Annotated in this window: 16 protein-coding genes; 8 read left to right on the top strand and 8 right to left on the bottom strand. The window is 65.9% G+C overall.

What is annotated here, in order from left to right; all coding sequences use genetic code 11:
* Window positions 1–55 precede the first annotated feature (55 nt).
* Genes TX88_RS04750 through TX88_RS04740 form a run of 3 tightly spaced genes read left to right on the top strand, consistent with a single transcriptional unit; the run spans window position 56 to window position 2,740 of the window.
* A complete protein-coding gene (locus TX88_RS04750) occupies window positions 56–1,378 on the top strand; it encodes an LLM class flavin-dependent oxidoreductase (protein WP_044515024.1) in 1,323 nt (440 codons plus the stop codon).
* 56 nt (window positions 1,379–1,434) lie between these two features.
* The gene (locus tag TX88_RS04745; RefSeq protein ID WP_044515022.1) at window positions 1,435–2,067 is read left to right on the top strand and encodes a helix-turn-helix domain-containing protein; all 633 of its coding nucleotides are present in this window, start codon (window positions 1,435–1,437) and stop codon (window positions 2,065–2,067) included.
* A gap of 1 nt (window position 2,068) precedes the next feature.
* On the top strand, window positions 2,069–2,740 hold the full coding sequence (locus tag TX88_RS04740; protein ID WP_044515020.1) for an FMN-binding negative transcriptional regulator: 672 nt from the start codon (window positions 2,069–2,071) through the stop codon (window positions 2,738–2,740).
* On the opposite strand, the gene TX88_RS04735 is transcribed toward TX88_RS04740, so the two are convergent.
* Together TX88_RS04735 and TX88_RS04730 are read right to left on the bottom strand one after the other, a co-directional pair.
* A complete protein-coding gene (locus tag TX88_RS04735; protein ID WP_162563087.1) occupies window positions 2,715–2,999 on the bottom strand; it encodes a hypothetical protein in 285 nt (94 codons plus the stop codon). The genes TX88_RS04740 and TX88_RS04735 overlap by 26 nt on opposite strands.
* 96 nt (window positions 3,000–3,095) lie before the next feature.
* Entirely contained in the window at window positions 3,096–3,719 is a 624-nt protein-coding gene (locus TX88_RS04730) for a TetR/AcrR family transcriptional regulator (RefSeq protein ID WP_244438357.1), read from the bottom strand.
* Window positions 3,720–3,793: 74 nt separating this feature from the next.
* Here TX88_RS04730 and TX88_RS04725 point away from each other — a divergent pair, with 74 nt between their 5' ends.
* Window positions 3,794–4,732 carry an SMP-30/gluconolactonase/LRE family protein gene (locus TX88_RS04725; RefSeq protein ID WP_044515014.1) on the top strand — a complete coding sequence of 313 codons (939 nt, stop codon included), beginning with the start codon at window positions 3,794–3,796 and terminating at the stop codon, window positions 4,730–4,732.
* Here TX88_RS04725 and TX88_RS04720 read toward each other — a convergent pair.
* On the bottom strand, window positions 4,716–5,126 hold the full coding sequence (locus TX88_RS04720) for a RidA family protein (RefSeq protein ID WP_049924848.1): 411 nt from the start codon (window positions 5,124–5,126) through the stop codon (window positions 4,716–4,718). The two genes, TX88_RS04725 and TX88_RS04720, sit on opposite strands and share 17 nt — an antisense overlap.
* Window positions 5,127–5,161: 35 nt before the next feature.
* Between TX88_RS04720 and TX88_RS04715 the strand changes: the two genes are divergently transcribed.
* Window positions 5,162–5,824: a nitroreductase gene (locus TX88_RS04715; protein WP_044515010.1), complete on the top strand. Its 663-nt coding sequence runs from the start codon at window positions 5,162–5,164 to the stop codon at window positions 5,822–5,824.
* Here the strand turns inward: TX88_RS04715 and TX88_RS04710 are convergent.
* Window positions 5,808–6,290: a VOC family protein gene (locus tag TX88_RS04710; RefSeq protein WP_044515008.1), complete on the bottom strand. Its 483-nt coding sequence runs from the start codon at window positions 6,288–6,290 to the stop codon at window positions 5,808–5,810. The two genes, TX88_RS04715 and TX88_RS04710, sit on opposite strands and share 17 nt — an antisense overlap.
* A gap of 79 nt (window positions 6,291–6,369) precedes the next feature.
* Between TX88_RS04710 and TX88_RS04705 the strand changes: the two genes are divergently transcribed.
* Together TX88_RS04705 and TX88_RS04700 are read left to right on the top strand one after the other, a co-directional pair.
* On the top strand, window positions 6,370–7,149 hold the full coding sequence (locus TX88_RS04705; protein ID WP_044515006.1) for an SDR family NAD(P)-dependent oxidoreductase: 780 nt from the start codon (window positions 6,370–6,372) through the stop codon (window positions 7,147–7,149).
* Between the two features lie 82 nt (window positions 7,150–7,231).
* Window positions 7,232–7,858, top strand: a complete 627-nt coding sequence (locus TX88_RS04700) for a hypothetical protein (protein ID WP_044515004.1) — start codon at window positions 7,232–7,234, stop codon at window positions 7,856–7,858.
* A 9-nt stretch (window positions 7,859–7,867) separates the two neighbouring features.
* On the opposite strand, the gene TX88_RS04695 is transcribed toward TX88_RS04700, so the two are convergent.
* The 3 genes from TX88_RS04695 to TX88_RS04685 form a co-directional block, all read right to left on the bottom strand.
* Window positions 7,868–8,845: a glycoside hydrolase family 6 protein gene (locus TX88_RS04695; RefSeq protein WP_044519098.1), complete on the bottom strand. Its 978-nt coding sequence runs from the start codon at window positions 8,843–8,845 to the stop codon at window positions 7,868–7,870.
* A gap of 63 nt (window positions 8,846–8,908) precedes the next feature.
* The gene (locus TX88_RS04690; RefSeq protein ID WP_044515003.1) at window positions 8,909–10,171 is read right to left on the bottom strand and encodes a sulfotransferase family protein; all 1,263 of its coding nucleotides are present in this window, start codon (window positions 10,169–10,171) and stop codon (window positions 8,909–8,911) included.
* Window positions 10,168–11,277, bottom strand: a complete 1,110-nt coding sequence (locus TX88_RS04685; protein WP_110917889.1) for a DUF1214 domain-containing protein — start codon at window positions 11,275–11,277, stop codon at window positions 10,168–10,170. The genes TX88_RS04690 and TX88_RS04685 overlap by 4 nt, the downstream gene beginning before the upstream one ends.
* A 70-nt stretch (window positions 11,278–11,347) precedes the next feature.
* On the opposite strand from TX88_RS04685, the gene TX88_RS32730 reads away from it, so the two are divergent.
* On the top strand, window positions 11,348–12,010 hold the full coding sequence (locus tag TX88_RS32730; RefSeq protein ID WP_049924847.1) for a TetR/AcrR family transcriptional regulator: 663 nt from the start codon (window positions 11,348–11,350) through the stop codon (window positions 12,008–12,010).
* On the opposite strand, the gene TX88_RS04675 is transcribed toward TX88_RS32730, so the two are convergent.
* Window positions 11,950–12,513 carry a TetR/AcrR family transcriptional regulator gene (locus tag TX88_RS04675; RefSeq protein WP_044519095.1) on the bottom strand — a complete coding sequence of 188 codons (564 nt, stop codon included), beginning with the start codon at window positions 12,511–12,513 and terminating at the stop codon, window positions 11,950–11,952. The two genes, TX88_RS32730 and TX88_RS04675, sit on opposite strands and share 61 nt — an antisense overlap.
* Window positions 12,514–12,527: the final 14 nt, after the last annotated feature.

The raw sequence follows: 12,527 nt of genomic DNA, 5'->3' as shown, positions 1-12,527 counted from the left end.
ATGGCATTCACACCGGCTCCGTCGTCGACGTTCAGCGCGAGCCAGGAAGGGCTACATGTCACCGAAGAAGAAGGCACACCTGCTCGGGTTCATGCAGAACGGATTCAACAGTCACGCGACTGGCATGTGGCGCCATCCCCGCGACAAGGTCAACTGGGACTTCGGGCACTACGACTATTGGCAGCACATCGCACGAGTTCTTGAGCGCGGGTTGTTCGACGCCATCTTCATCGCTGACCAACTCGCACCGTATGCCACATATCAGGGCTCGTCGGACGCGAGCGTGAAGTACGCGGTGCAATTCCCCTGCAACGAGCCGTCGACCATCGTCCCGGCGATTGCCACGGTAACCGACCGGCTCGGCATCGGCGTGACGCTCTCGACGGCCTTCGAGCATCCCTATTCCATGAGCCGCCGGCTGTCCACACTGGACTATCAGTCCAAAGGGCGCATCGCCTGGAATATCGTGTCGTCGTTCTCCCATGGCGAGTGGAACGCGTACGGCGTCGACGGTCGCGAACGCGGAGATCGTTACGAACGCCTCGAGGAGTACATGGAGGTCTGTTACAAGCTCTGGGGTTCCTGGGAGGATGGCGCCGCCGTCGCCGACAAGGCATCCGGGGTCTACGGTGACCCCGACAAGATTCACGAGGTCACCCACGAAGGAAAGTACTTCAGTTGCAGGGGAAGACATTTCGTCGCCCCCTCGCCTCAGCGCCACCCTGTTCTGTGGCAGGCCGGCTCCTCGGATCGGGGCCGGGATTTCGCGGCGAAGCATGCCGAGGCCGTCTTCGCGGTCCATCCCACGATCGCCCGGATGCAGGAGTACTCGGCCGATCTCGAGCACCGGGCGACCGAGCGATTCGGTCGCGAGCCGGGCAGCGTCAAGCGGATCTTCGGCTTACAGACGGTTGTCGGCGAGAGCCGGGCGCAGGCGGAGGACAAGTTCGAGCGGATCAAGGAGTGCATACCGCTTGAGGGAGCATTGGCCTGGATCTCAGGCCACTTCGGCCTCGATTTCTCCCAGTACTCGCTCGACGAGAATGTCGCCGACATCGAAGTGCCCGGTATCCAGGGGCTGTTCGAGTCGATCCTGTACGCGAAAGACGGCGCGCCAGTCACCGTGAAGGAGGCCGCTCTGATCTACGCCCAAGGCATGGGAATGCCCGTGGCGGTGGGGACCGCTGCCGACATCGTCGATCAGATGGAGACCTATCTCGATGACGGCGGCGCCGACGGCTTCATGTTGGCGACCACATTCACCCCCGGCTGCTACGAGGAGTTCGTCGACTGGGTGGTGCCAGAGCTACAACGGCGGGGCCGCTACCGGGAGCGCTACACCGGCACCACACTGCGCGAACACCTACACGAATACTGACCCGGGCCGACACCGGATCACTGAGTCATGCACTTTGAGTGCGATATATTGCACTGATGGATGAGGCCGCGGCCAAGCTGGCCACCGCGATCGGCGCCCGCGTGAAACAGGAACGCGCGGCCCGGGGCTGGACGCTGGATCAGCTTGCCGCCGCCGCATCGGTCAGCCGGCGCATGGTCATCAGCGTCGAGCACGGCGAGGTCAACCCCAGCGTCGGAACGCTGCTGCGGCTCAGCGACGCGCTGGGTGTCGGGCTGCCCGCCCTGGTAGAGCCCCCGGAGACCCGCCCGGTGAAGATCACCCGCGCCGGTGACGGTGCGCAACTGTGGAGCGGCGCGGCCGGCGGGCGTGGCGTTCTGGTGGCCGGCACCGCCCCGCCGGATGTCGTCGAACTATGGGACTGGTCTCTGGGCCCCGGTGACCGTCACGCCAGTGAGGCCCACGCAGCCGGCACCGAGGAGCTGATTCACGTGCTCGAGGGCGCGATCACCGTCGAGATCGACGACCAGGCGATCACCCTGGAGACCGGGGACGCGGTGTCCTTCCCCGGCGACGTCGACCACGCGTACGCCAACCCGCACGCCGCCCCGGCGCGGTTCTCCCTGACGGTGTTCGAACCCGGTGTCGGATCCCCCACTAACCGACCGGACGCGTCACCCCCATCCGCCCACCGCAGGCAAGGAGAATGACATGTTGATCCACCCATGGGACGCCGCCCTCGACGAGGCCGAATGGCAGAACTGGCTGGCCGGCACCGACCGATTCGGCATCCTTGCGGTGAACAACGTCGACCCGGCTTCCGCACCGCTGATGGTGCCCACCCACTTCACCCACGCCGGCGGCGAACTGCTGCTGCATCTGGCCCGCCCCAACCCGGTCTGGCCGCACCTGGAGGCCGCCACCGAGGTACGCCTGACCGTGATCGGTGACTACGCGTTCATCCCCACCTATTGGCGCGCCAAGGCCGGCGGCCCCGATGAGGACGGAGTGCCGACGAGCTACTATTCATCGGTTCAGTTCATCTGCCGCCCAACGATTTTGGATGACCCCGAAGGCAAGACCCGTATCCTGGCCGCTCAACTCGCCGACTTCCAGCCCGAAGGCCGCCACGCCACCGTCGCCGTCGGCGAAGACCCGTACGGACGCATGCTGCCCGGCATTCGCGGCATACGCCTTGAGGTACTGCGGGTGGAAGCCAAGTTCAAGTACGACGATGCCAACCCGATCGAGCATCGCGAGCGGGTCATCGAAAACCTCGAACAGCGCGGGCATGGCCTGGACACCGCGGCCGCGGCCCAGCAGCGCCGACGCCTGGCCGCGATCGGCGACTGGAAGCTCAGGCGGAAGGAAAACGGAAGATAAGGGCGTCGAGTAGGCGCCTCACCTCGTTGAGTCGTGTGCGCACCGCGGTCTGATGATGATGGGCACCGGGCCGTCCGGCCCTGACCCGGTCGTCGATCCGCGCCAATTGCGACTGGAGGTCGGCCATCTCGGCCTCGAGAAGTGCGATGAACGCCTGTGCCTGGCGCACATCGGCGCTGGCCCGGGGAGCCAGGTTGACCACCGGTGCCGGCGCGGCCACCGGCCGAAGCCAGAGTGGATCAACAGGGTCTGCCGTCATCGCCCTACGGTCGCAGTACCCCTCGGCGATCCAGTTTCCCGGCCGTATCCGTCCGGTAAGGAGCTGTTCACACCGGCGTCAACCGGAATGTGAGCTCTACCGAAACAGCGCACTGGCGATGTCCGCGAAATGCTTGCGCACCGCCTGTTCGTCCATGTCGAGGATGAGCTGCGCGATGGCCCCGTCATAGACCGTGACCAGCGCGCGCGCCACATCGACCGGCGTGGGCAGCGACTCCGGCAACTTCGACACCCGGTCGCCGATATGGCCGGCGATCATGTGGGCGAAGTCCTCGCGCATCTGCGAGCGTTCGGTCGCGAGCTCCAGCTGCACGTCGGGCCGGCGAGCGGCATAAAGGACGAAGTCGGTGTTGATCAGCAACCAATCCCGGTTGATGGGCAGAGCCTGCGCCCAGGCCTGAATCGTGGCGTCGACGGTTTCGAACGGTTCGGCGTCCAGGAATCTCACGGTGTGCTCCGCGAACTCACGAGACTGCTCGCGGTACAGCGCCAAGAACAACTCGTCCAACGTTCCGAAGTTCGAGTAGAACGCACCCTTGGTGTACCCCGAGGCCTGACAGATGTCGTCAATCCTGGTGCGCCCAAAACCTTTTGCAGCGAACACCTCGAACGCCGCATCCAGCAGCCGCTGACGCGTCTCGATACGTCGCCGCGTCATCGGCCGTGGGGATTCAGCAGATCGACCGTCGTCCTTCTCCACGGATTCATGATACCTTTTGGCATCCGATACTAAAAGGTATCAAACTCGGGTGGGGATGACTGAGGGGTGATTCGATGCTGCAGAAAAGAATTGGTGTCGCGGCATGCGCCATCGCGACCCTGTTCATGGCGGCGACGCCGACCGCGCGTGCACATCCCGACACCGGAAACCGGACGGGCGCCTGTCAGGCCTGGCAGTCGACCACGGTGGCCAGCGGACTCGGCGCCCTCGAGAATCTCGAGCCCGACGGCCGCGGCGGTTTCTACCTCAGTGCGATCAACGACGGTCGACTGCTCCATGTCGACGACCGCGGGACCGGAACCACAGTGCTGTCAGGTCTCGACCATCCTGCGGGCCTTCGACTTTCGGGAAGCAGCCTGTACTTCCTGACCGGAAACAACCCCGGCACCTCGCGCGGCACGCTGCAACGCCTGGATCTGGACACCGGTCAGGCCACGACCTTGCTCACCGGATTGCCCGCACCGAATGGACTGCTGTTCCTACCGGGCGGCGATCTGATCTTCTCGCAGCTGACCGTCCCGACTCGGGGCATCGACCGCTACAGCCCGGCCACCGGACGCCACACCAGATCCTGGTCGGACACACCGCTCCCCAACGGTCTCGCACTGACGCCCGATCGCACCGCGCTCTATACCGAGAATTCGGCTCTGTCAACGGTTTTGCGGCTCCCACTCGACAAGCCGAACGCTACCTCGACCATCGCACGATTGCCCGGACTGATCGCCGGCTCCGACGACATGCAAGCCACCCGCGACGGGACGCTCTACGTCGCCGGCGACACCTCGGGTGAGGTCTACGCCGTGAACACCGACACCGGTCGGGTGTGCACGATAGCCAGAGGACTCAGCCAACTCGCCCTGCCGCCGAACGGACCGACCTCGGTGCGGGTGGCGCCCGGACCCGAGGGCAATGCCCTGTACGTCACGGCCATCGATGGCAAACTGCGGCGCCTCCAACCCCCGGCCGGGATCGACCTCACGCCGGTTGTCTGATCGGAACCACAGCGAGGGCCTCGATCTCGACGAGCTGATCGGGATATCCGAGGACTGTGACGCCCAGCAACGTGCTCGGTGGTCGGTGGTCCTCGAAGGCAGACACCACTTCATTCCACGTCAGAGCGAGATCGTCGCGCCGGCTGCTCGCGACATAGATCGTCGTCTTCACCACGTCACGCAGCTCGGCTCCGCACTCCTGCAACGTAATCCGGAGATTGCCCACCGCCTGACGGGCTTGGGCCGAAACATCGCCGGGAGCGACAACCCGACCCTGATCGTCGAGCGGACACGCGCCCGCGGTGAAGATCAGGTCCGATCCCCGTGCTATCGCGGCGTAGGCATAGGGCACACCATCAAATAGCCGCGCACCACGCACAAGCTCTATGGCCATGACCAAGTGTCGCAGGCCGACCTACCCTCGGTGGGGTGGACGTGTACGAAGCGGTGGCGTCACGGCGCTCGGTGCGGGCGTTTGCGGATCAGCCGGTGGATTGGGATGTCTTGTCACGGGTGCTCACGGCAGCCTCGCGGGCTCCGTCAGGAGGCAATCTTCAGCCTTGGCACATCTACGTGCTCGGCGGTGAGCGCCTGGCGCATCTCAAGGAACGAATCGGCCTTCGGGTAGCGGCAGGCGACCGCGGAGATCCCTTGGAGGTCGCAACCTATCCGACACCGCTGAGCAATCCCTACCGGGAGCGCCTCGAGGAATTCGGGCAAACACGTTACGGCGCCCTGGGTATCAGCCACGACGACCACGCGGCGCGAGCCCGAGTCCGCGCCGGCAACTGGGACTGCTTCGGCGCCTCCACTGCCCTGTTCTGCTACCTGGACCGCGACATGCCGCCACCGCAATGGGGAGATGCCGGCATGTACCTGCAGACGGTGATGCTCCTGCTACGAGCGGAAGGGCTGCACAGCTGCCCACAAATCGCGTGGGCGGAATACCATCGCACCGTTTCCGAGACCATCGCACCTCCGCCACAACGAATCTTGTACTGCGGTATGTCAATTGGCCATCTCGACTCGACACTGCCGCAGCCGCCCATACCGCGCGCGCCGCTGTCAGAGACGGTTACCTTTCTGCGGTGAGTTCCGTGCCACGGTGCATCTCATAGCTGCTGCGGGCGCCACCGGGAAATTCGACGAATTCCACCGCGGTGCCGTCGGGATCGTTGACGAAGAACATCCGGACCCGGTCGATGGGGAACGGCTCCTGGGCGGGCTGGAAGCCCGCATCGACCACAGCGCGATACGTCGCGTCGAGATCGGTGACCGACAACGCGATGTTCTGGTTGCCCAGAAAACCCCGTTTCCCCGATCCAGATGGCGTCGACGTACCGAGGCTGACCAGTTCGAGCATGACTCCGCCCACCACTCCCCCGACGACACGACCCTCCGCCTGGCGGGACGCGTGCAGGATCGCATCGAACGGCTCACCGGAAATCAACTGGTCGAACACCACTTCCATGCCCAACAGGCCACGGTAGAAGTCCAGGGACCGGTCCACGTCGGTCACGCCGACAACCAGATGGCACAAACGTAGATCACTCAGCATGGGGTTCCTCGACTTCCTCGTCAGCGCTTGATCATATGAGCTAGCGTGCCAAATCTGGCCGACTCCGAAAGGCAACTTCATGTCCACCTACAGCCATCCGCACTCGCTGGACGGCCACGTCACGATCGTCACCGGGGCCGCCCGTGGCGTCGGCAAAGGCATCGCCACCGCCCTGCTCTCCCGCGGGGCCCGCGTACTGGTGACCGACATCCTCGATGACGTACTGGCAAACACCACAGCAGAATTCGCCGAGGCGGGGTTCGACGTCGCATCCGTGGTGGCCGACCTGCGTGACGCCGACAGCGCCCAGCGCATCGTCGACGCGGCACTCGACGCCTTCGGAACGGTGAACGGATTGGTCAACAACGCGGTGGCCAGCGCCGGACCGATCCCGTTCGTCGACATTCCCGCCGAGGAATACGAGCGAGTCCACGACACCGGGCCACGGGCAACGTTCCGGCTGATGCAGGCGATTCACCCCGTCATGGTCAAAGGCGGCGGCGGATCCATCGTCAACCTGGGTTCGGCCGCGGGCACGGTGGGCACGCATTCATTCGGCGCGTATGCCGGTGCCAAGGAAGCCATTCGCGGCATGTCCAAGGTGGCGGCACTGGAATGGGGCGTCGACCGGATCCGGGTCAACGTGGTTTGCCCGCTCGCCGAAACCGACGGCCTGAAGGTGTTGCGCGACATGGCGCCCAAGCAGTACGAGGCAGTCGTCAGAAGCACCTCACTCAAACGGATCGGCGATCCCACCACCGACATCGGTGCCGTTGTCGCCTTCCTGATCGGCGACGACTCCGCCTATCTCACCGGGCAGACACTTCTCGTCGACGGCGGGGCCGGTTCGTTCCGCTAGCCGCAATCGCCGCCAAACCGCTGGTCACCCTTGTAGGTTCGAATTTGCCGAGGAAAGCACGAGCCAATAAGGAGGAAGACCAATGACGAAACATTTCGGGAGCTCGTTCTCCCGCCGCACGTTCATCCGCGGTGCCGCCTTGACGGTGCCCGTCGTCGGCGCTGCCGTAGTCGCACCAGTTGCCTTGGCAGCACCACAGGAATGCGGTGACCCATCCGGCAAAGTCGGCAACTGCGCGGCTCAACTGCCGCAGCAGTTCACTTCGACAAGTTTCAGCACGACAGCAATTGCCGGCGGCACGAACTACTCAATCCTGTTCAGCACGAACATCCGACGGGGCCCGCTCATCCCGTCGGGCACCACGGGTTATCGCATCAGAAGCGTCAGCGTGTCCGGCACGAAGCTCGACGGCGCCCCGTTCTATCTCACGCCGGGGATCGGTGAGGTCGGCCCGCGGCTCCTCAATGCCCTGTCCGCGTCGTCGTTGGGTTTCGCCGTGGATGTGCCGTGGGACGCCAACCAACTCGTGCGTTCGTTCCTCTACACCTATGACGTCGAGTTCCTCACCGGCCTGACGGTCAATCAGACCTGCCGCTACACGACGACGATGACTCTCGCCGACAACGGGATGACGCTCGGCGGCGTCGGATCGGTCAACTTCTCCACGCCGATGCTCGCCGAGTGCGAGACAGCCCCGCCGCCCCAGTAGCTCTTTCGGCTAGCCGTGCGCCTTGCGCACCAGATCGATGGCGTACTGGTTGACGAAGGTGCCCGCGGACGCCTCGCCCGTACCGCACGCGCCGTCGGACTCGCCGGGACGCTTGACCCAGAGGAACGCGTCGACGTTTCCGTTCCCGGTCGCCGTGGTGGGCGCCGCGCCGAGGGCCCGGCCGCTGGGGTTGCACCAGTACATCTCGCCCTCGGCAGGCCCGGCACCATTGCGCGACGTGTCGATGACGTAGGGCTTGCCACCCGTCCCACCCGAGATGGCATCGCCGTAGCCGATTTCCTCCTCGGTGGTGAAGAAGTTGGCGGTGTTGAGGCTGAAGCCGCGCGCCTTGGCCACGCCGACCCGGTTGAGCCGGTTCGCCATTTCGCCGGCGGCCGTCCACCGCGAGTGGCCCGCGTCGACGTACAGCGCGGTGCCCGGATTGCGGGTCAGGGTGTCGACGGCGTAGCTCATCAGGTTGTAGCGCTCCTCGCGCTGATCGCCCGACAGGCAGTCGGCCATCGCGAGGGCATCGGGTTCGAGGATGACCGCGGCCGGTCCGCCGCCGATGGCGGCGGCGACGCCGTCGATCCAGCCCTTGTAGGCGGCGGCCGACCCGAAGCCACCTGCCGCGTAGCTCCCGCAGTCGCGATGCGGGATGCCGTACAGCGCCAGGATCGGCATGGTGCCTGCAGCCTGCGCCGCGGCGATGTACTTCGCGTCCACTGCGGGGCTGGAGACGTTGTCCATCCAGTACGCCGTGGGCGTGTTGGCGATCGCCTGCAGCTCGGGGCTCGGGTCGCCCTGAGCGGCGCGCGCGGCCTTCGACGAGGGGTTGACGTAGAACGAGTGCCCCTCCAGCGGGTTGCCGTCACTCGCCAGGCGCACCGTCGGCCCCGGCTCGGCGGCTAGACCCGCGCCGACCACGGAGGCAACTGTGAGAAAAGGGACGATCAACCGTGCGACTGCGCCAGCAGCTGAGGACATCACCTCAGGGAAAGTAATGGCGCGACGCGATAAGCGCCAGTCGCTGCCCGCCGCGACGGCGCGTCAGGACGGGGCGCGGCCGGCCCCGGACGTGTCGAGCGCCTGCGTGTAGAAGCGCATACGCTCGCGCAACTGGTCGGGGTTGATGCCGAAATCCTCGGGCTGATAGCGGTGTCTGCCCTTGCCGTCGCGCGGTTGGGCGCGGTGGTGTTCGGTGAGCATTCCGGCGATGTCCGGCGGCTCGATCTGTGCTGCGGCGTAGATCCGACGCACCGTTGCCTTCGGGTCGGCGACCAGGTCGGAATACTGGATGTCCAGCCAGTTCGCGGTGGGCGCCTCGGCGCGGGTGGCGACGGCGCGCCGCAGCCACAGTTCGGTCTGCTCGGTTTGAAATCGCCCCACGTCTGCCCCGTCGACGTGATCGCTGTAGGTGGATCGGTACGTCGCGAACAGGCTCGCGCCGGAGGCGACGGTCTCCACGATGTCGCGGTGCAACTGCACGATGCAGGCGCCCGGATACGTCGCGACCACATGGCTGAGCTCTGCGGTGTGTGCCGGTGCCTTGAGGACCCAGCGGCGCCCGTCGCCGGCGTCGAGGATCTGCAGCATCCGGCGGTGCTGCCCGTATTCGGGTGCGAAATCCTGCCCGGCCAGCCAGGTCGCGTAGCTGTCCAGGCGGGTCGTGGCGGTGAACCCCCAGTTGCGCAGGGTGGTGCCCATGCCGAGCACACACTCCTCAGGCAGGTGCGGCCCCGAGTCGTGCACCACCGCCATCATCGGATTGAGGACGTGCAGCATGTACTGGCCGGCAGCGGCAGCCTCGAGGCGCCGGAGGCGCTCGTCGGGGTCGAGGTCCCCGGGTAAGCGCCACGGCGCGCCCAACTCGGCGGGCAACGGTGCCCGCAGGCTGGGATCACGGTCGAGCAACCGGAACAGGAAGGTCGTGCCCGTGCGCCAGCCCCCGGTGATGATGATCGGCGGCAGCAGCGGCCGCTCCTCGGTCGCGGGGTGCTCCTGCAGATACCGGTCGATCGCGATCCGGGCGGCCAGCCGGCCGGCCGCCGTTCTCTGCGCGGTCAGCGCTCCGAGCGCGTTGAGCCGTCCGTCGTCCTCCGCCGATGCGAGGTACTGCTCCAGTCCCGGACGCCACTGGCCGGGGGCACCGAGCACGCCGGCGCCCGCACCGCGGGTGCCGCGGTCGATGACGATGTCGACAGCGTCGGTGCCGAGCCGGTACCGGTCAGGACGGACAGCCCGGTCCGCTTCGGCTGCCGCATATGCCTGACGTGCCTCGGGTGTGCGGGTGGGTGCGGTCCATCCGGTCATGAGCGCTCCACCAGGTCAGCCAGACGGACGACGCGCGTCGAGGGCACGACCGGCTGCTGATGGGGTTGCAGGAACCGCATGACGACGATTCCGAAGGCGCGGCCCTCACTGTCGATCCAGTCACCGGCCGCCGGGCCGGGATCGGTGGCCGAGACCACGAATCGGTAGCGACCGCCGTCGAGGTTCGCGGTGGCTCCGGTGTAGGACACCCGCCGATGGCGGTAGTCCAGTGAGTTGAGAAATCGACTGTACGCCAGGATGTTCCAGTACCGGCATGGCACCAGCTCGCCCTCGATGAGCAGTGCTTCATCAGGGTTCAGCTGCCAGCCGCCGCGCAGGTAGTGGATGGCTGGTTCGGTGAACACCGCGCCACCGGTCATCTCGGTCCAGTGCCGCAGCTGGTTCGGTGTCTCGCTGTCCGCAGCTGCGGCCGCGTTCCAGATGCGGGGCAGGTGGGTCACCGCGGCCGAAGCCTTGGCCAGCTGCTTGCCGAACCGCGCGGGATCGATCGGTGCCGGCAGCGGGGGCTCCTCGACCGGTTCGATGTCGCACCCGCCGGAACGCTCGGTCTGCACGTCGTCGTGGAAGTGCCGCACCCAGATCACGCTGGCACGCTCGGGCAGGGTCAGCCAGTCACCGGTCTGCGGTCGTTCACCGCCGACCGCCACCTCGTATCCCCCATAAGCATCGAAAGTGATTGCATCACTGTCGATACGGGCGGTTGCCTGGGCCTCACTCCCGCCGGTGCCGTACACGGTGATCGATACGTACGCCGCGTCTCCTCGACTCCCGCGGATCCGGTATCGGCCATCGGGGCGGATGTCGGCGACCCAGTACTGGAAGTCGGGATTGTCCATCAGGAACTTCTGACGCCAGCCGTTGAACGCGATGAAATCGGGCTTGTCGCGATCGACTTCGAAGCGTCCCAGTTGATTTGACAGTGCCCGAAGCAGAGCGCGGAAGCCATCAACGCGCTCGGTCTCCGGAAGGACGGCGGTATCGCCGGCGAGTTGCTCACCTGCCGTTCGTAATCCGTCGACGAATGCGTTCCAGGCCGCCACTTCGGCGCGAGGTTCTTCTGCGGCGCTGTCGTTGGGCGCGGTCACGATTCCTCCCCCTCACCAATTCCGGAAGCATGCGCTTCCGGAATTGGATGTTGCCCGCTACACTCGCGGCATGTCAAGGCCGTACCGCGGCCAGGCCGCCGATGCACGGTCGGCGGATCGCCGCGCCCGACTGCTGCAGGCTGGCGTCGATTTGGTCGGCACTCAAGGGGTGGCCGCCATGACGATGCGCGCCGTGTGCCGCGAAGCCGAGCTCAGCCAGAAGTTCTTCTACGAGAGCTTCACCGGCACAGACGATCTGCTCCAGGAGGTCTACCGCAGCACCTTCGAGCAGGCCCGCCGCGTCGTCAACGCCGCGGGCGACCCGGAGGCCGATCTGACCTCACGCACTCGTGCCGGGGTGTACGCAGCAGCGCAACTGGTCAGGGATGATCCCCGCGTCTGCCGAATCCTGTTGGTGGAGCCCATCGCCGACCTGACATTGCGGCAGTTCGTCCGCGACACCATCGGCACGATGACGATGGGTGGTCTCACCGCCCCGACCGGCGGTACAGCGGCACGGGCGAAGATGCAGTACGCCACCGTGTTCGGCGCCATCATCTCGCTGTTCATCGAATGGACCGAGGGCAATCTCGGCTCGGACCAAGAGGCCTTCGTCGACCACGTGACGACAATGCTGCTGTCGTCACCGTTGTTCGGCGGGAGGGGCGCCGTTCAGGCAGTTCCGTCAGCCGGCCATCCCGCCAGAACTCCCCGGATCAACCGGTCGAGCTGATCGGCGTTGTCCACCAGGGGTTGCCCTATGACGAACGTCATCATCACCCCGTTCACGAATGAGAACAGGGCTTTGGCCTGGTCGTCGATGACATCCGGTGCCATCGGATTCTCTTCGGCGGCATGCCATTCGGTGACGACGGCACGCGCGAGTCCGTAGAACCCCTCCACGGACTCGCTCAGCGTCGCGGCAAGATCATCGTCGCGGCCGGCGTGCAGGGCCAGTTCATAGCGGGCCTTGGTCCGGGTGAGCCAAGGCTCGGTCGCCGAATACATGACAAGAGTGGCGAATCCGATCGTGCCGGCGAACTCGGTCCGATCAGCATCCGTCAGCTCGGTCAGTCGGGACAGATCGGCGAGGTCGAGCTCGTTGAGGCGCACAGCGATCGCATGCATCAGAGCATCTCGGGTCCGGAAGTAGAACGACGTGGTGCCGTCAGGCACCCCGGCCTTCTTGTCGACCTTGGGGTGACTGACGCCGCGCGCGCCGTCCGCGCCGAGCAGTTCAATGGCAGCGT

The organism is Mycolicibacterium septicum DSM 44393 (genome assembly GCF_000455325.1).
Lineage (GTDB): Bacteria > Actinomycetota > Actinomycetes > Mycobacteriales > Mycobacteriaceae > Mycobacterium > Mycobacterium septicum.
Note: the sequence above shows the minus strand (reverse complement) of the source record. Positions and strands in the feature narration are given on the sequence as shown.